This is a genomic window from Sporosarcina sp. FA9 (genome assembly GCF_051550205.1).
Classification (GTDB): domain Bacteria; phylum Bacillota; class Bacilli; order Bacillales_A; family Planococcaceae; genus Sporosarcina.
The window spans coordinates 1,544,337-1,562,448 of sequence record NZ_CP188819.1 but is presented as its reverse complement, the minus strand read 5'-3'; the positions used below and the strand labels follow the sequence as shown (position 1 = coordinate 1,562,448).

Here is an 18,112-nt window from a genome sequence, read left to right as displayed (position 1 = left end):
CATATTAAAGTTCAATACGATTGGCTTTGAATAAATAAAGGAGCTCAACAATCAAAAATAGTATGCAACTTGCAACCATTACAATTATAGACGGGTACTGTCCATTATAGCCATTTACAGATACATGCTTTTCTAATATGCCTATATAAGCCCATACAAATACAAGTCCATAAGCAACATCTCTATTGGATAACATTGTAATAGTTCCTATAATAACTCCGACCAAAAGAATAAGTATTGTCCATGCTTCTTCAGAAATGCCAAAACCACCCCAACCAATACTTACCAAGTAAGTAGTAATATTGGCAATCAAAGCAACCGTGATCCAGCCAAAGTAGACACTAAATGGGAGGCGGATGAATAACTTCTCTGCCTTTGAAAGGATTTCATTAGATGTTATGCGATTTATTTGTATCAAGCATAGAAGTATGACCACCATTAAAATCACTGAGTAACCAATCTTGTCAAAATGCCAAGACAAAATCCATAATGTATTCGCAATAGAAGATATTGAAAAGTATACGCCTATTTTATTCAATAATAAATAATTCTTATTTACATATTGAAAAATTCCAAGTTGGTACACTGTATAACCAGCCAAAAGAATATAGATTAGCCCCCAAATAATAAAGGTATATCCTGCTGGCGCAAATAAATTACTGTATTTATCCGAAACTTCACCAGTTGTTATCCCGTTGATTGGTATAACATTCGCTAATACATTCATCGTAACCATTATTAAATACGTTATCATCACCATTAGTTTAATAGATGTTTTTGTATCGTTCTTTTCCAATGAGAACCCCCCTTTTTAACGAACTATAAGTTTGTTATATAGTTCCCATTCTATTCGGTTGAAATTTGAATATGTATTGAATTAATAATGATATGTAATCCCTCTCAAGATTTTTATTGTGATACTTATTCATTCACACATAAAAAAACACCATTTACCAATGTAACGGTAAATGGTGGTGAAATGATCATAGCATACGGTCACGTTAGAATTTTTTATTAGTAAATGGTCTCAAATAATTCTTTGTTACTGTCATTTATCATGTGTTCCCTTAAATTTTTCAAGTAAAATAAGCCACCATTTATTATTTCAATTTTTATTCGGGGTTCGTATTGTTCTTTCATTGCTTCTTTTTCAATCCCATAGCACTCTGGCTTATTTTCCACATCTGCATAAAAGTATTCCAATACTTTCTGATCTTTTTTCCATCTATGTTTTGCTTGTTCAGCCCATGAGTGATCATCTTGTTGTATTTTTTTTTCAATTGTTGAATCTAATCGTTCCAATGCGCGTATTGGTTTAATAATATAGGGTAAGTTGAATGTGTTATTAGAAATAGTTTTGTCTAAATTGATAGTACAAATTGATTCTTGAAAATCATTTATAAGTTCACCATTTATTAAATTTAAACCTAACGAATAAAGTGTTTCTTTTGTTTGGTCACTATAATACGATACCTTATAATTAATACCTAACCAAGGCGTTAATATCGTTTTTTCTCCAAATTCATCAGTTACTTTCTCGAACATTTGAACATATGAGCCGAGTTCTTTAGTTACTTGAAAAAGTTGTGCCAAACGAAGGGAGCCAAAATGCACAACTTCTCCGGTAATGGTCTCTTCTAGCTTATTTTTATTTGTGATGAATGTTATTTGTGCCGGATTAGGCACACTGCCTATACTCTCCTGATATTTCCAATAAAATGGGCGGTTCATTATTCTTTTATCCATTTCAATTGTTAGTTGGGCAATAACGTAGTAATCATTGTTGCTTAAAATCGGGCAATTGTTTTCTTGAAAAAATTGTAGTAAGTAGTTGTGAATTTGTTGCGGGTACATAAACACCCTCCCCTTGATATCATATAAAATGGCATCTTAAATGGTTTTTTTATACGCCGATAAAATATCGTCTAACTCACCTACAACTTTTTCAAAGACGCCTATTTTGACATAAAGTAAATCCAATATATGATCTTCGATTGTATTCTTAATGGCCAAATTGTAAATATGAACATCATGTTCTTGCCCCAATCGATGGACACGTCCAATTCTCTGTTCCAATTTCATAGGGTTCCATGGCAAATCATAGTTTATAACATGGTGGCAAAATTGAAGGTTAATTCCTTCACTACCTGATTCTGTCGCAATAAGAACTTGTGCTTTTTCTTTGAATAATTGTTTGATCCACTCACGTTTATTTTTATTTAATTGTCCATTAAAAATCACGCTAGAAATCCCTTTTGAATTAAAATAATCTTGTAAATATGCTTGTGTAGCACGAAATTCTGTGAAAAGTATTACCTTGTCATTTGCCGTCGTAATAATTTCATAAGCTTTTTCCGCTTTTGAGTTTATTTGTAAAACTGAAAGCTTCCGAATGATTTCCAACATAAAGCTAATATCTTCGAGTCGTGTGCATTTTTCAAGCATTTTCATTAAGGTTAAGTAAGTAGCTTCTTTACTGCTGCACATTTCCTTTTGCAATGTGATCATAGAGAAAGAATCTGTGAAAACAGTTGTAATGTCTTTTAGTTGTGAAATTAAATCATATACTTCATTTTCTTCTTTACTAAACTCAATAGGCAATATTTGAACTCTGCGATTTGTCCATTCAACTTCAGTATCTTGCCTTCTATTTCTTACCATTACTTGGCCCACTAATTCCTTTAAATATTCATTGTGTTCCAAACTGTGTTTACGGGCAGAGAAAGAGGACTGAAAATTTTCATATGTGCCAAGATGTCCCGGTTTTAGCAATGAAATTAAATGAAAAATTTCAAACACATCATTTTGAATTGGCGTCGCAGTTAATAACAAACAAAACTTTTTTCTTAAATTTTGCACGAACTCATAATTTTTCGTTTTATGATTTTTTAATTTATGTGCTTCATCAATAATAATTAAATCATAACTTTGTTTATATATATTCTCTTTATGTGGGCTTCTTTTCGCCATATCCATACTCATAACGACAATATCACAATAATTTAAATCATAATTCTTTCTATACTGTATAGCGGGTATATGGAATTTTTGATTAAGTTCTTCAATCCATTGATTGACAAGTGAGGCTGGAACCAAAATCAGCGCTTTTTTTACAAGACCCCGGACTAAATATTCCTTTAAGATGAGACCTGCTTCAATCGTTTTACCGAGTCCAACCTCATCGGCAAGGATTGCCTTACCATTCATCCTCTCAATGACGGTTTTCGCCACTTCCAATTGATGATTGAGCGGAGTAAATTCAAGCAAATATCTCAATGATTGAAGACCATCAAATTCTTTTATTAAATTCGTATTCACTATTTCATAACTCATAGTATACAATGTCCAATTATCCCATTTTTTACGGTTCTCCAAACGTTCTATAAAGCCTTCTTCCCACTCTGTTGACTTTTCAATTATCAACTCGTTCACCTCATGCAGCTTCTTATTGCTGATTAGGTTGTCCTTAAAAGTGTTTCCTATGATAAATCATTTTTTCCATATATAGTATTTCGTTAATTGTGAGGTTATTTAACGAGGCTTATTAAATTAAAAATTGAAGCACGGCTAAAATTTATAACGGGTTCTCTTGAGAGGTGCAAACAAGCAAATAACATACGGTTTAGCACCACTAATAACATTGAATTAGAACATCAATTAACACTGCCTTGGGTGCTTTTTCTATTGAATATTAGATATTTAGAATTCAACTGCGTATAAAACCTAACTTCTAATGCCAAAAAAAAAGGACTTTATTAAGGTCCTTTTGTGTTATTAATTATTAAACAATCGCCCCCATTAGTTTGATAAGAACAGAGACGCTTATTAAACTAACGTGCCCTATAATAAAATAAGTATATAAAGAATAGTATTAACTGCCAATTACCTGAATATGAACCTCAATGATTCTTAAGTATTCTTTTTCTACATTAACTCTATATACACGATGTTCACGTATTTCGTCTACTTCTTTCGGCGAAAAGTCAGTTATGTAAATATCAAATGAATCCTTTTCTGTTTTAACATCAATCGAAAAGGTTTTACCATTATTAGCTATATATTTTGGGCTAAGGTACAAATAAAACGTATCCTTGCTAACTTTATAAGTAAAAATACCTTTCCCGTTTTTATCTTCGTTAATTTCCTTACGTTTAAAAAATTCTTGTACAGCATCATCTAAATCGTCTAATGATGACATTTCTGTAAAGCTATAACCATCATTAATAACACTGCAACCTGTTAAAAATAACAGCAGTAATAGAAATAAAAAGAGCCTTTTCACTTTTTCACCCCTATACATAGTATAGATTGCTTATCCTAAGTAGAACACTCTTTAACAATCACTCTGATATTGCTCTTTTTCTTCAACTAACCTGCTTCTTTAGTTCAATAAGAAAAAAGGCTTTACTCCTTCCTGGAGTAAAACACCCATTTGCGGAAATTCATAAGTACACTTTTTGTTATACTAACGCCACCCATTAATGAAAATATGGTTTTATCGTTTTATTCTTATAGTGGATAGGATACCAATGATGACAGCTAAAAGGTGACTTAGTAAAAAGGTGTAAACATTAAAATAGATACCATTTGTGTACTGATTAAACCAACCAAAGCGATATATTTTAGATTTAGGTTCAGCGGGTGTTCCATCCAAGGCAATTACTAATTCATCAATATAATTGATGATTGGGAAAATCAATAACGCACAGGAAATAACGGAGAAAATCAATATAACTATTCTTACTTTCTTTACAATGGTGTTAGTTGATATTTCTCTTGTCAATTTATAAGTAAAAAAATAACTTAATACAAAAACAGGTGAGAATAGCATCATAATCAAAATATCAGGTGGAATCACCCTCTGTTGCAATTTCTACTATCTTTTCATCAGAATCTTTCAGTTTGCCAATTACATCTTTTGCAGATAGGTTATTTAAAGGTAGATAAGGATAATATGATTTATTTACAAATATAAACACAGCTGTAATAACTACAACTATACCAAAGATAATTCCAAACCGTTTCAGACATATCCCGCCTTTTTTCGCATTTTGTTATAGTTCCTTACATACTAAACTTGACACGAATGAGTCACTAACCTTCTGCCGTTAATGCCCGATTGCAGTAAATTGTTTACGTTTGTTCTTAACCTTTTTTCATTGCTTTAAAGTTAAGATATATACCACATTCTCCAAGAAGGAGTATAAATATTTGTCCATATCCAAAGCTTAGATCAAGCCAATTAGCAAATAAAAATAAGGAAAGGGTCACAATGAAAAATATCGTAATGATTTTTTGAACATACTTATTCAATTCCTTAAATTCCTCCTTCAGTCCAACAAAATGGCCCGTTTACGTGATCTGGACGCAATCACTTTTTAAGCAATCGCACCCGTTTGAAGAAGAAAGTTGAACCAATATCACACAGAAAATCACCATAAAGTTGGTTAATTATTTTGAGATTAAATCTACCTTTTCTATTCCACGCTGAGGGGGATTAGAGTCCTCTTGATTTCCGTTCCAGTATACAATTACGAGAGCTCCCACTTCTAATTCTTCATACTTACCAGTTTCGAAACCATAATACGCTCCATCACTTTCTTGAGCTATTTTTATTAACTCATCATCATTCTTATCGGAAATATCATCTTCACTGATATTTGGTACAACTAATATTTGGCTCCGCCCATCTTGATTCTCTTTTATACCCACAATAATGCCTTCTTGTTGTTCTAAAGAACCACTCTTATTATCCGTGTTATTTGTTTGGTCTTGCCACAACCAGCTACTAGGAAAATCAATGTAACAGATAAAGCAAGTAATTTTTTCATTAACTTCACCCCTTATTGCATTAGATTTTCTTTTCACAGTTTAGTTACAACAATTTGGCCCTATTGTTGAACGGGTGAAAATCCTTATTCCAGAATTGCACCCATTAGCAGAACAGGCCCAAAGTGAATGGTTAGAAGTTTCAAGATAGAGACCATCTTTAAATTTCTTTCAGTTTCAATAAATAATGGGTATATCCCTTTAAAGCACCATCTGCTTCATCCAAAGATATAGTTTCCATAGCAACAAAAATATTGTCTTTTGTTATATAAAACGAAGGGTTTGACATAATCCCGTCTTCTAAATACATAGTATAATGCTTGATTTCTTTAAGATCTAATTCCTTTTTTATATCATCATAATCAAATATAGAACTCAGACCCTCAAAATTTTCAAGATTTTCACTTGCTAGATCATCATAATATTTTTCACCGTAGTCTTTTATGGTAATAAACTCAAAACCTTCTAATGGTATTTCACCAAACGTTCCTGAAGTTTCCAAGAAATAACTCTCTTCTATGGAAAACTCCACATCTGTGAAAGTTTCCGTTACTGCTTTCAAGTCATTTTGATATTGTTCCTCACTTATTGTAGATGATTTACGCATATATACTACTTCGTCAAATAAGTATTCTCCATAAAAATCAGCTATATTTAAAGGCGTATTATCTATAGATTTATTTGAAGACCCGCACCCTGCCAAGACTAACATAGTGATAATTTGTATAAGAACAATTAATGTAATCTTTTTATTCAATTACTTTCCCTCCTCGAAGTGGCCCAACCCAAATACAATGATTAGTTTTTTCTTTATTAGTTTGTATACGAATGAACGCCATATAGGTTTCAGGCGATTTAATTTATTAAATAAAATGGCCCGATTGAATGACAACCCTTATGCTTTTATCGCCCCGTTAGCCAACCATGCAGCAAAAAACGCTGCACCACAGAGGATGAAAATTGTTTCAGAACGGGTATAGATTAGTATGGCTGGCGAAGAAGGTCGATCAACTATGGTGCCATTGAGCCCATCCGTTAGTCTGACTCCAACGACCACGGTGCATCACAGACTGTCGCACTCTATACGAGTAGCACTCATGGGAGATTAATCCTACTCTGGTTATTGCACCAGCCTGCCTTTATTCTAAGAAGAATTGAGTTGGTTCCTAATTTTACTATCAACTTAATACAATCATTCTGAAGGCTCAGCCTTTTTTAAAAAAACTATTTCTGAGTCTCTTTTGTTATGCAATTTTATCGATTTTGAGCATTTATTAATTTTCATGGGAGTTTAATAAAAATTTCTTTATTGTTCATACTAATAGCAACCTTGAATGGAGGATTATTATGAAAAAAAGCCTTTTAATTCTGCTTGCTTGTTTGACTCTTTTCTCTTATTCCCCTGGCCAAGCCGAAACCGTAACTGAAAATGATATACGATTGCGTGATGACCTTATTTTGAATTTGCTTTATCCCTCGATTCAAAAGGAATTGGAGAAGCAATATGGAGAAGCTAAACAATTTGAGTGCCAAAAGATTATTCAAATTAATAGGCTGCCCGTAGGCACTTACTTATTTAATGTTACCGTGCAGCTAATAACATTTGAAGATGCCCACAGTCCTCCTAATGATCTAGTGACAATCACTTTTAATAATGAAACATCCCAAGATTGGCACGCTATTGATTTCAAACGAAAAAGATTAAAGGAAAATGAAATACCCAAATTGTGCAACTAAATTTAGGCATCCTTTGTAAAAAGGGTGCTTTTTCTTTGAGCATATTCTTCTGTAAAATGGCCCAATATAAAAGATGGGTGCAAATCCTTGTTACAGAATCGCTCCCTGTTAGTGAAAAGTACAAATCTGCATAGTATCTTCTATATTAGACAGTCCTAATTGTTTTATCATCGCTTGTTATACAGATAGAATTGAGAATTAGTATATAAAAAGGATAAACTATCAATCCTCCTATTGCTAAAAGGCCAGTAACAGGATTGGGGGTATCTCCACCATTAGTTATTGGAAATATAGATGCGAATACATAAATAAAAAGAACGAAATAGGGTACCCAAAGGATGACTGTCCAAAAGTTTGCTTTTCGCCCGTCCAACCACTTTTTTGTTAAGAAAAGGATTAGTATTGTACCACCTATAATTTCAAAAATAAGCGTTATGCCAGTCAAAATATTTACCGAACCAATTTCCCATTTTGTTAGTCTGCTAATTCTATACACATTTAACATAAGTTCAAGAGGAACAAATACCATAAGAGCGTACAGAATACTAACAACATTTAACTTTGAGAAATATTTCATATAATAAGCCCCCCCAATAATAATTATTCCTTATTGAACTAATCTGGCTCCTATTGTGGCACGGTTGTGTTCCATTATCGCACCCTACCGTAGCAAGGCAATGTTCAATTAACGCACACTTTTTTTAATAAGGAAGTCAACTATTTGTCTTTGATAATTGTCTGTTTCCAACCAATCGGTAATTTAAATAGCCTAAAACGTTTAAGGCCGCAAATGCAATAATCCATCCAACATTTAAGCGTCTATGATGATAAGCGTTAATAGTTGCCCATATGGTAAATAATATCCAATAAACACCTATGCCTACTAAAAGTAAAATAATAGCCATTCCTTCATAACTTTCTGAATTAATATTAACATGCCAGGTATTGTTACTTTCGCCATATCCATTGATAATCGGGAACCCCGTACTATTCCAAATGTTTAATACGACTTCTTCTCGATAACTATATATTGGTTCAACTGGTGCATTAGTAGAAATTAATTTTTTATTATCATATATGCTAATTCCATTAATTCTTCCATTACTTTGTACAATTTCCTGAATATCAGTTTCAAGTTTTGTTGGTATTCGTTCATTATCGCCTAAACCATTAAGAATTTGAGAAGCGAGCTGATTGTTCTTATCCAATTTACTTTTTTCGATGGACGTTACAATACTAAAAATGAGAATGGAAATTAAAAGACATGCAATCGCTGTATAAAGCATCCATTTCGCAAATGTTTTTGGTGCTTTAGATAATTGTCCTACAACTGAACGCATTTCTTTTTCTCCACCAAATCTTTCAATTGCAATTTCGATTGCTTCTTGTTCAGACTTTCCTTCTTCTTTCAATTCGTGAACTGCCTCTAGTAAATGGCTTTTCATTTCTGCTTTCAATTCTTGTGATTTCTTTTTATTTCCACCTATATTTTGATAAACCGAATCAACAAATGCTTCAATTTGCTTCATTTTTTTTTCCTCCCTCCAAAAAAGAATCAATCAATTTTTTTACAAATTCCCATTCCTTGCGTTTGGCCTCAAAACCTTCTTCACCTAAAGGTGTGAGTTTATAATATTTTCTTCTTCCACCTGGTCCTTGTTCGTCACCCCAATAGGATTCAAGCCATTGGTTTTTCTCTAATCTTTTTAAAGATAAATAAAGCGTACCTTCTTTTAATTCAAATTGTTCATCGCTTCTATCCCGAACTAATTTAGCTAACTCATAGCCATACATATCTCTTGTACGTACAAGAGATAGAATTAACGTATCAATATGACCTTTTAGAACTTCTTTATTCACCTCCAAGTTTCTTCACCTCCTAATTCAGTTATAATTTTATTACTTTATAATGCAATGTATTATTTCGAAGAAACATCTTATCTACTTAAATTATTGGCACCCGATTGGAAAACTGAGACATACCTTTTATGCTTCTTCCATGATAGAACTACGTAAAAACCTTCAAGCGATTTCGATTGTTAAGACGAACTACACCCCAAAGAATAAATAAAACACCTGAAATGGCAAAGAAAATATAATAGAGAAACTCATACTTCAGATAGTTGTAAGTTTTATATTCATATTCCACATACCAATTATCATTGTCAATTCCGTTATTACCCTGTCGTATCAAACCAGATTCCCCGTTGCCTTCTTTTCCTTGAGTAAATAACTTTTCACTTGTCTTTTTGCCATCTACCACAGAACTCTTTATAAATGCGAAATAACTAATATTATCAAACCACTTTGAATTCCGTTCAATCATGTCTTGTAAGGATAGTTCATCTTCAGAAGTAAATTCACTTTCCGTTTGATATGATTGTACCAAATTATCCATTAAATTCGAGGTGTCATTGTAGGTGTTGTCCCTTATGAATAAACTAACCGAAACAATCAATCCTATTAATAAAAATATAACTGCTGAACGTAATAACCATTTTACAAAATTATTTTGATATTGAAAAATTGTTAATAAACCTTTTGTGACTTGTTTTTCATCTCCGAATCTATCTAAGGCAAGAGATATTGCTTCTTCCTCTGACTTCCCATTTTTTTTTAGCTCTTCAACAGTTTCTAATAAATGTGAACGCATTTCTTGTTTTAACTCTTTTACTTCATGCCCATTCAAATGGGCATATACCGCATTAACAAATCGATCTATTTTTTTCACTACTGGTCTCCTCCTTCTATAAAACGAATCAATTAACTTTTTTTACGAATCGCCATTCCTTACGTTTTTCTTCAAACCCATCTTCACCAAGTAATGTAAGTTGATAATACTTCCTTCTACCTCCCGGTCCCTGTTCAACACCCCAATAAAAATTGAGCCGTTTTTCTCCATTCTCTATAAAGACAAATATAGTGTAACTTCATTTACTTCGAATTGATCTTCACTTTTTTCTCGAATCATTTTAGCAATTTCATAACCATACATATGATTACAGCCAATGAAATGTACCACCTATGACATCTTTATTACCATTGAATGACAAGGAATTTACCAGCAAGTGACAAGCTATTTACCATACGCATATCTCCTTTATAATTAATGGGCACACCTTATGGTGTGACACTAATTGTATAGGGGGTATTTTTGTATGATTCAATATCGTAAGATTTTGGAATTACATGACGAAGGTATCAGTCTTAGAGGCATCGCTTCTAGTACAGGTAATTCCCGTCAAAAAGTAACTGAGGCCATTCAATTGGCTGAAAAGAAAGGGATAGTATGTCCACTTGATGAAGAAATGACAGATCTTTGGATTGAAGACTTTCTCTTTCCAGAAAAGTCCTTAGAAGCCTCGGGACGACAGATTATGGATTTTGAATATCTTCATAAGGAACTGGCGAAACCAAATGTGACACTATCACTTCTCCATTATGAATATGAAGCGAAAAGTCGAGCCGATAAAAAGATTCCGTATTCTTATAGAAGCTTTTTACGGCATTATAGTCGTTATGCAGAGAAATATAAAGCGACATTACGGATTCGTAGAAAACCAGGTGAGATTATGGAGGTTGATTGGGCAGGGTCAACAGCTTTTATTATTGATCGAGATACGGGGGAAAAAATCAAAGCCTATATTTTTGTTGCGACGCTTCCATGTAGCCAAATATCGTACGCAGAAGCAACGCTTTCAATGGATCTGCAATCATGGATCACCGTTCATAATAATGCGTATGAATATTTTGGAGGTGTTACGCAGATAGTAGTACCGGATAATCTTAAGGCTAGTGTAACAAAGCATACTTTTACAGAATTAATATTAAATCCTACTTACAGAGAGATGGCTGACTATTACAATACTATTGTCATGCCGGCGCGTGTTCGTACTCCTAAAGATAAGGCCAGTGTTGAAGGCTCTGTTGGAGTTATTTCTACATGGATTATTGCGGCATTAAGAAACCTTCATTGTTTTAATATTGACGAGTTGAATGAAGAGGTATTGAGGAAGCTAAATGAGTTTAATCAGCGGCCTTTTACTCGCAAAAAAGGTTCTAGATTTTCAGCATTTGAAGAAGAGGAGAAATTTGCACTTTCTCCCCTTCCAGCTAGCCCTTACAAAATGTCTGAATGGAAATCGGCAAAAGTACGTCCTGATTATCACATTTCTACTGAAAGTATGTTTTATTCTGTTCCATATGAATATATCAGTAAACAAGTTGAAATCAGACTTTCAGACAATCTCGTTGAGATTTATTTTAATCATATGCGAATTGCATCTCATAAACGATTATATGGTAGATTTGGTCAGTTATCTACCGTCCGTGATCATATGCCGGATAATCATAAGCTATTTGTAGACCAAACTCCTGAAGCCGCAATTGAATGGGCAGAAGAGATTGGGTCATCGACCCTAGTTGTCATTCGATATATTCTAGATACTTATAAAACTGAGAAACAAGCGTTACAATCTATTTTTTCGTTAAAGAAATCCGAACGGAGTTACACAAAGTATGAAATTGAACGTGCATGTAAAATGGTCATTTTCATTACAAAAAGACCATCTATCAAGAGTATTCAAACGACTTTGAAAAACAATAAGAAAAATGATGCTGAACAGGAATTAAAACGTAATACGGAAAGCAACAAAAATAATTATGGCTTCACACGCGGGGCAGCCTACTATGGAGGGAAGACACATGATGAATGAGCAGACATTAACAAAGTTGCATGAGATGAAATTAAGTGGAATGGCTGAAGCATATAAAGAGCAGTCTGGAAATAAAGATTTTCAAAAGATGGATTTTGAGGACCGACTTTCGTTACTCGTTGATTTAGAGTTTTCACGCCGTAGGAGCAACAAACTCCAGCGATTGATTCATTCAGCAACCTTCTTAGATTCAAAAGCTTGTATTGAAGATATAGAATACTATGAGGATCGTAAGTTAGATAAAGAATACATTCTTAGACTAGCAAGTGGTACCTATATTGCGGACAATCATAATATCATTCTCAAAGGCCCAACCGGTTCCGGAAAGTCATTCCTAGCTTCAGCATTCGGTGTAGCTGCTTGTCGACAATCCTATAAAGTGAAATATATTCGGTTACCAGAATTGTTGGATGAATTAACACTCGCCAAATTAACAGCGGATGGAAGTTATCGTAAACTGATTAAAAAATACACAAAAGCAGACCTACTTATATTGGATGAATGGCTACTTACAGATCTTTCAACAGATGAAGCCACAATCTTATTAGAAATCACAGAATCACGTCACAAGTCAGCCTCTACAATCTTCTGTTCACAGATTGATCCAAGTGGATGGCATTTGGGTTTGGGCAATGAGACGATTGCGGAAGCAATCTTGGATAGAATCATACACGACTCTTATCAAATTATGATTGATGGAAAAATTTCTATGCGTGAACGTCATGGATTAGGATCAGAACAATAATCTATCATACCGATGGGCAGAAATATCTAGGTTAACGAGCTTTCAAGAACGCATAACATAGTGCTCCAACATGCCAAAAACGGTCTGTTGGAGCAATATATTTATTGGTAAACAGTTTGGCGGGATGTGGTAAAATCCCTGTCACTCGATGGTAAATAAGATGGCACGACTGGTACATTTCGATGGCCGTAATCAACATATCCTTAATATCTAGAAAAGACTGGATTAACGGGTCAATATGGCCTTTTAAAACCTATTTGTTTATTTCCAACTTTTCCATCTTTCATTCAGTATAATTATGTGTACTTAGTAATGCAAGGTATTATATTTTTAAAAAAGAAAAAAGCTGTTTAAATTAACAGCTTTTTTCTTTCATTAATTTTATCATAAATTGACCCGATTGAATGACAACCCTTATGCTGTTATCGCACCCGATAATTGAATATTCGCTAGCCGAGGTATACTTATCACGACTGGCTAAATTATTCTAAGGGTTGCGTTAATGTGCCTTTAATTAGCACAACTTTATCTTATCTAACTATAAAGTCACATCCATAAGTCACTAAAGGTTATTCCGAAAAGTTTCAATCACTATTTAATAATTGAGGTTAACTCTTCTGAAACTGAATTTAAAAATTCTTTCTCAAATGTAATATAGTATTTTTCATCTATAGAATCATTTTTCATTCCATCGATTAATGAAACCGATTGTATCGAGTCAATTTTCATTTTATTCTCTATCAATTTTTCAATTGGAATATTACCTTCTATCTTAGAAGTAAATTCATTTAATTGTGTTTGTGGGACTTCGTTTGTTATTTTATTAATAACGGCACTTATGAGGTTTAATAGGTCTTCTTCATCCAAGCTATTTCCCACTGTAGCATCCATTAGTAATGCCAAAACCTCTTCTCCATTTAAATGATTCGCCCCCTTTGGGAATTCAAATGAAACTCTAGATATAGCTCTTACACGAATATCTTCTCGCAAGTCGTAATCTATACCATTTACTGAATCAATTATTGATGAAAAGGTTTCTAAATCCATAACAGCATAATAATCAATTGGTAAATCAAATAGCTTGGAAACTGTTGTTCTTACACTTTCAGCTCCTCCTGAACCGTAAACATATGCAAATGTCATTTTATCATATGAAGTAGTGCCTTCCTTATCCACTATGGGAGCATAAGTATCACGAGGGATAGATAGAACTTTCATCATCTTTTTATCTTTACTATAAGTAAGTAAAAGGTTAACAGGGACTCTATTTTCCTCATCTTTCACCGTAAATAGAGCGGTAAAATCTTTGTCACTTTGAGATACAACTTCCTGTAAATCAGTTGCGTTTTTTTCAGATACAACTCCATCTATGTCAGTTAAGCTACTTTTGTTAATAATATTCCCTTGAAGAATTGATGGAACAAACAAGATTATACACAAACTTACCATTAACAAGAAGACTGTAAGTGGGGCGAGTTTAGCAATAGAAACAAGCCATTTATTTTTGGGATTAAACTCTTCACCCATTTTATGAACTTGTTTAAACACTTTATTTCGATCTTCTTTCGTAAATCTTAATTCTTGATCAGATGTATTATAAATTTTATCTCTTAATCGTTTATCTTCCATTAAGTTCTGCCTCCTTTATCATCGGCTTTAATCTTTGTTTTGCTCTTCTTAATCGAGTTTTCACTGTATTAACTGGAATATCCAAAACCTGAGCAATTTCCTCTGTCTTTAATGAATCATAGTAGTATAGATAAACCACTTCCCTATACACTTTTGGAAGAGAAAATACTGTGACTTTTATTTCTTCACTATTGTATTTATCAATAACAGTTTTCTCTACTGATGGAGATATGGACTTTGCTGTTGTATTTATAAAGTTTTTTACTTGGACCATTTTGTAATTCCAACTTTTTAAATAATCTTTACATTCGTTAATTGTAATACGATATAGCCATGTTTTAATTTGTGAGTCATATCGAAACGAATCGACGTTTTTATAACATTTAATAAACGTATTTTGAACTATGTCCTTAGCAGTCTCTGTATCTTTCAAATAAGAAAATGCCAATCGTACCAACTCATCACCATATTCAATCATCACTTTTTCTAATAAGAAATCTTTTTCTTCTCTATCCAATCCACTAGCCCCCCTTTCAACGTACTTCAAATTCAGCCATTAGACGATTATCAAATCATAATAGGTTCAATCTTTTAAAATATTTAATTTAACAAAGATTCTTTTCTTTTATCGGCGTTTATTCCTATAAATACTTTTTATATAAGAGCAGTTCATAAAATTAACATATAGAAGATATAGTTGAACCAAAAAGCCTGTATCTTAGATTACAAAATAATCATAGATACAGGCTTTTTGGTTAATATTATCCTTATTTCATTTCACTAAAGGCACCATTTTTGCAATAAGTCTTATTCCGCTAAATGGCCCGATTGTTGAAGATCAAATTTCATTCCTTTTTCTATATTATACCAGTGAAGCCGAACAATACCTTCGAAATAATTAAATTCCTTCAAGTACCTTATAGTAGTAAGTTGTAAACGTTAAACTAGAGTCAACAGTTTTCAACAAATAAGACACAACAGTTTTCCCTCATAATCTCACTTTCTATATACTGAAACTAGTCTATAGAAAGTGAGGGATAGGAAGTGGAAAAGTGGATGGTCTATTATGAAATACACAGATTGCGCTCTGAAGGATTTAAAAACAGCTCAATCGCAAAAAAGTTAAAAATCTCCAGAAATCGAGTCATTGAGTACGGAAGAATGTCACCAGATGAATTCCAAAAGTTTATACTGTCTTTACAACAGAGAGGTAAAAAGTTGGATCCCTATAAAGACCAGATACTCGAATGGTTAAAGGAACATCCGGACCTTTCTGGAGCACAGGTGCTTGATTGGTTGCAGGAGAAGCTTGATGTGGACTCTGTTTCTGAAGGAACAGTTAGGAATTTCGTTAATGGGCTTAGAGAACGTCATTGTATTCCTAAAATGAGTACCGAGAGAAATTACGCAGTAGTTCCTGAGTTGCCTATGGGCAAACAAATCCAAGTGGATTTTGGAGAGACAAGACAACTGACAACGGAGGGCCAATATAAACGACTGTACTTTATTGCATTCGTACTAGCACGCTCTCGATATAAGTATGTAGAGTGGCTAGATCGTCCTTTCAGGACAAGTGATTTAATACGAATGCATGAGAATGCCTTTAACTATTACGGTGGAATAACAGATGAAATTGCTTATGATCAGGATCGTTTACTGGCAGTCAGCGAGAATGCGGGTGATTTAATTTTAACCGCGGACTTTACAAATTATTATCAAAAGAGGAAATTTAAAATTTATCTATGTCGAAAAGCCGATCCAGAATCTAAAGGGAAAATTGAACAAGTCGTCAAGTATGTAAAATATAACTTCGCTAAGAATCGAACCTTTGCCAATCTACTAGATTGGCAAGAGTCTAGTATGAAATGGCTTAAGCGAACTGGGAATTACAAAGTACATCACAACACAAAAAAGAGACCTACTGAAGTGTACACTCTGGAAAAGGAACACCTCAGACAGGTCTCAGGGGCTTACATTTTTGAAGATATCTATGTTTCCAGTATAACAAGGCAAATCCACAAAGACAACGTCATACGATTTGAAGGTAATCGATATAGCGTACCTGTCGGTACGTACCGTAAAGACGCACCGAATATCGCATATGTAGAAAAGAACCACGAATATATTTGTATACGTCTTCAGCAAAATGGTCACGTGCTGGCAAAACATCAAATAGCTAATGGCAAAGGAAATATCATCTCCGACCCTTCCCATAGGAAGCGAAACCAAACTAAAAGAGATAAGCTTATTCAACAAGTCGAAGACCTATTACAAGATCCACACGCTGCAAAATGGCTTGTAGAACAGCTAGCTGTGCGTTATCCACGTCATTTGATTGACCAATTGAAAATCGTGCAATTAGTTGGTCAACAGTATCCCGAATTTCTAGATATCGCTGTTCAGGAACTGAAACGCTTGAAACTCACTAGCGCAAACGATCTGAGGGACATCGCTTTTTCGTTGGCACTACACAGTAAAAAGAATAATAGCAAGGCAACTAGCATAGTCAATGAAAAATATAAAAATCTGATTGCGCCTGAACGAAAAGAAGATATATATCTTCAGGTTCTTCGAGGAGGTGATTCTAAATGAAACATCCTTATGAACCTTTGCAAGATAAATGTAGAACTCTGCGGCTCGCAGAGTCCGCTAAAGAATTGCCTAATCTTTTACGAGAGGCAGAAGCTAAGGGCTGGACTTACCACGAGTTTATACATGAGTTTCTAAGCTATGAAGTGAATTATCGTGAAACAAAAAACACTGATAAACTAATGAAGTGGGCAGAATTCCCCGAGCTACTTAAACTTGAAGATTTCCGTTTAGAAGAGCAAACAGCAATTGGTGTGAAACAACTAAATGTATTAAAAGAATTAACGTGGGTAGAGGAATATTTCACGCTTATCATGATGGGGCCGACAGGCGTCGGCAAGACCCATCTCTCGACAGCACTTGGTGTTCATGCGATTGAGCAAGGATATCAAGTATCCTTTATCTCGATGGATCGTCTGATTTACGTTTTAAAGACAAGAGAATACGTGGCTAAATCGAAAGCAAGATATAAGAGGATTGTAAAATCCGATTTAATCATCATTGATGATGTCATGTATATGGCTTACGAGCCGCAGGAAGCACACCTATTCTTTCAGTTCATTTACGAACTTTATGATCAAGCAGCTTTCATTTTAACGTCAAATAAAGGTCCGGGTGAATGGGGAAAATTTTTGGGCGATCCAACATTGACAACTGCAATTTTAGATCGTCTTCTTCACCGAAGTGAAATTTTAACCTTTAGTGAAGATCAAAATAGCATTCGTATGAAATACAGAAAAGCGCTCTTCACGGAGCAAAGTGTTGGGTCTTAATTGACGAAAACTGTTGAGTGTTATTTATCAAAAACTGTTCGATTTTACTTGACGGTTACATAAGTCAATTAGCTGGTCTATTAGTACATCAATAG

Annotated in this window: 18 protein-coding genes and 1 pseudogene; 5 read left to right on the top strand and 14 right to left on the bottom strand. The window is 33.9% G+C overall.

Annotated features, from left to right (window positions below; translation table 11 throughout):
* Nucleotides 1–4: 4 nt before the first annotated feature.
* The 7 genes from ACP8HH_RS07600 to ACP8HH_RS07570 form a co-directional block, all read right to left on the bottom strand.
* Complete coding sequence (locus ACP8HH_RS07600) at nt 5–796, bottom strand: tryptophan-rich sensory protein (RefSeq protein WP_438318111.1); 792 nt, start codon at nt 794–796, stop codon at nt 5–7.
* A 218-nt stretch (nt 797–1,014) separates the two neighbouring features.
* Nucleotides 1,015–1,854: a YqhG family protein gene (locus ACP8HH_RS07595; RefSeq protein WP_438318109.1), complete on the bottom strand. Its 840-nt coding sequence runs from the start codon at nt 1,852–1,854 to the stop codon at nt 1,015–1,017.
* 36 nt (nt 1,855–1,890) lie between these two features.
* Nucleotides 1,891–3,423, bottom strand: coding sequence for a DEAD/DEAH box helicase (locus tag ACP8HH_RS07590; protein ID WP_438318106.1), 1,533 nt, complete (start codon nt 3,421–3,423; stop codon nt 1,891–1,893).
* A gap of 448 nt (nt 3,424–3,871) precedes the next feature.
* Nucleotides 3,872–4,282: a lipoprotein gene (locus ACP8HH_RS07585; RefSeq protein ID WP_438318103.1), complete on the bottom strand. Its 411-nt coding sequence runs from the start codon at nt 4,280–4,282 to the stop codon at nt 3,872–3,874.
* Nucleotides 4,283–4,495: 213 nt separating this feature from the next.
* A complete protein-coding gene (locus ACP8HH_RS07580) occupies nt 4,496–4,858 on the bottom strand; it encodes a hypothetical protein (RefSeq protein WP_438318100.1) in 363 nt (120 codons plus the stop codon).
* Between the two features lie 593 nt (nt 4,859–5,451).
* The gene (locus ACP8HH_RS07575) at nt 5,452–5,868 is read right to left on the bottom strand and encodes a DUF3221 domain-containing protein (protein ID WP_438318097.1); all 417 of its coding nucleotides are present in this window, start codon (nt 5,866–5,868) and stop codon (nt 5,452–5,454) included.
* Nucleotides 5,869–5,989: 121 nt separating this feature from the next.
* Nucleotides 5,990–6,586 carry a hypothetical protein gene (locus ACP8HH_RS07570; RefSeq protein ID WP_438318094.1) on the bottom strand — a complete coding sequence of 199 codons (597 nt, stop codon included), beginning with the start codon at nt 6,584–6,586 and terminating at the stop codon, nt 5,990–5,992.
* A 590-nt stretch (nt 6,587–7,176) separates the two neighbouring features.
* Between ACP8HH_RS07570 and ACP8HH_RS07565 the strand changes: the two genes are divergently transcribed.
* Nucleotides 7,177–7,566, top strand: coding sequence for a DUF3888 domain-containing protein (locus tag ACP8HH_RS07565; protein ID WP_438318091.1), 390 nt, complete (start codon nt 7,177–7,179; stop codon nt 7,564–7,566).
* A gap of 145 nt (nt 7,567–7,711) precedes the next feature.
* Here the strand turns inward: ACP8HH_RS07565 and ACP8HH_RS07560 are convergent, their stop codons facing one another.
* From ACP8HH_RS07560 to ACP8HH_RS07540, 5 genes and pseudogenes are all read right to left on the bottom strand, one after another.
* Nucleotides 7,712–8,143: a hypothetical protein gene (locus ACP8HH_RS07560; protein ID WP_438318088.1), complete on the bottom strand. Its 432-nt coding sequence runs from the start codon at nt 8,141–8,143 to the stop codon at nt 7,712–7,714.
* Nucleotides 8,144–8,279: 136 nt separating this feature from the next.
* Nucleotides 8,280–9,095, bottom strand: a complete 816-nt coding sequence (locus tag ACP8HH_RS07555; protein ID WP_438318085.1) for a permease prefix domain 1-containing protein — start codon at nt 9,093–9,095, stop codon at nt 8,280–8,282.
* Nucleotides 9,082–9,432, bottom strand: coding sequence for a PadR family transcriptional regulator (locus ACP8HH_RS07550; protein WP_438318082.1), 351 nt, complete (start codon nt 9,430–9,432; stop codon nt 9,082–9,084). The genes ACP8HH_RS07555 and ACP8HH_RS07550 overlap by 14 nt, the downstream gene beginning before the upstream one ends.
* A gap of 142 nt (nt 9,433–9,574) precedes the next feature.
* Nucleotides 9,575–10,297 carry a permease prefix domain 1-containing protein gene (locus tag ACP8HH_RS07545; RefSeq protein WP_438318079.1) on the bottom strand — a complete coding sequence of 241 codons (723 nt, stop codon included), beginning with the start codon at nt 10,295–10,297 and terminating at the stop codon, nt 9,575–9,577.
* Nucleotides 10,297–10,588, bottom strand: a pseudogene (locus tag ACP8HH_RS07540) (PadR family transcriptional regulator). Before ACP8HH_RS07540 ends, ACP8HH_RS07545 begins: the two are co-directional and overlap by 1 nt.
* A gap of 136 nt (nt 10,589–10,724) precedes the next feature.
* On the opposite strand from ACP8HH_RS07540, the gene istA (ACP8HH_RS07535) reads away from it, so the two are divergent.
* Nucleotides 10,725–12,281, top strand: coding sequence for an IS21 family transposase (gene istA / locus ACP8HH_RS07535; RefSeq protein WP_438314236.1), 1,557 nt, complete (start codon nt 10,725–10,727; stop codon nt 12,279–12,281).
* Entirely contained in the window at nt 12,271–13,026 is a 756-nt protein-coding gene (istB, locus tag ACP8HH_RS07530; RefSeq protein WP_438314238.1) for an IS21-like element helper ATPase IstB, read from the top strand. The genes istA (ACP8HH_RS07535) and istB (ACP8HH_RS07530) overlap by 11 nt, the downstream gene beginning before the upstream one ends.
* Nucleotides 13,027–13,617: 591 nt before the next feature.
* Here istB (ACP8HH_RS07530) and ACP8HH_RS07525 read toward each other — a convergent pair.
* The gene (locus ACP8HH_RS07525) at nt 13,618–14,655 is read right to left on the bottom strand and encodes an LCP family protein (RefSeq protein WP_438318076.1); all 1,038 of its coding nucleotides are present in this window, start codon (nt 14,653–14,655) and stop codon (nt 13,618–13,620) included.
* The gene (locus tag ACP8HH_RS07520; protein ID WP_438318073.1) at nt 14,645–15,172 is read right to left on the bottom strand and encodes a sigma-70 family RNA polymerase sigma factor; all 528 of its coding nucleotides are present in this window, start codon (nt 15,170–15,172) and stop codon (nt 14,645–14,647) included. Before ACP8HH_RS07520 ends, ACP8HH_RS07525 begins: the two co-directional genes overlap by 11 nt.
* A 527-nt stretch (nt 15,173–15,699) precedes the next feature.
* Between ACP8HH_RS07520 and istA (ACP8HH_RS07515) the strand changes: the two genes are divergently transcribed.
* Together istA (ACP8HH_RS07515) and istB (ACP8HH_RS07510) are read left to right on the top strand one after the other, a co-directional pair.
* Nucleotides 15,700–17,247, top strand: a complete 1,548-nt coding sequence (gene istA / locus ACP8HH_RS07515) for an IS21 family transposase (RefSeq protein ID WP_438311380.1) — start codon at nt 15,700–15,702, stop codon at nt 17,245–17,247.
* Complete coding sequence (gene istB, locus ACP8HH_RS07510; protein WP_438311382.1) at nt 17,244–18,017, top strand: IS21-like element helper ATPase IstB; 774 nt, start codon at nt 17,244–17,246, stop codon at nt 18,015–18,017. Before istA (ACP8HH_RS07515) ends, istB (ACP8HH_RS07510) begins: the two co-directional genes overlap by 4 nt.
* Nucleotides 18,018–18,112 lie beyond the last annotated feature (95 nt).

Excerpts from the sequence above, each read along its gene's own strand:
- istB (WP_438314238.1), top strand. The coding sequence starts at position 12,271 with ATGATGAATGAGCAGACATTAACAAAGTTGCATGAGATGAAATTAAGT.
- istB (WP_438311382.1), top strand. The coding sequence starts at position 17,244 with ATGAAACATCCTTATGAACCTTTGCAAGATAAATGTAGAACTCTGCGG.
- ACP8HH_RS07555 (WP_438318085.1), bottom strand. The coding sequence starts at position 9,095 with ATGAAGCAAATTGAAGCATTTGTTGATTCGGTTTATCAAAATATAGGT.
- ACP8HH_RS07565 (WP_438318091.1), top strand. The coding sequence starts at position 7,177 with ATGAAAAAAAGCCTTTTAATTCTGCTTGCTTGTTTGACTCTTTTCTCT.
- ACP8HH_RS07525 (WP_438318076.1), bottom strand. The coding sequence starts at position 14,655 with ATGGAAGATAAACGATTAAGAGATAAAATTTATAATACATCTGATCAA.
- istA (WP_438314236.1), top strand. The coding sequence starts at position 10,725 with ATGATTCAATATCGTAAGATTTTGGAATTACATGACGAAGGTATCAGT.
- ACP8HH_RS07595 (WP_438318109.1), bottom strand. The coding sequence starts at position 1,854 with ATGTACCCGCAACAAATTCACAACTACTTACTACAATTTTTTCAAGAA.
- ACP8HH_RS07560 (WP_438318088.1), bottom strand. The coding sequence starts at position 8,143 with ATGAAATATTTCTCAAAGTTAAATGTTGTTAGTATTCTGTACGCTCTT.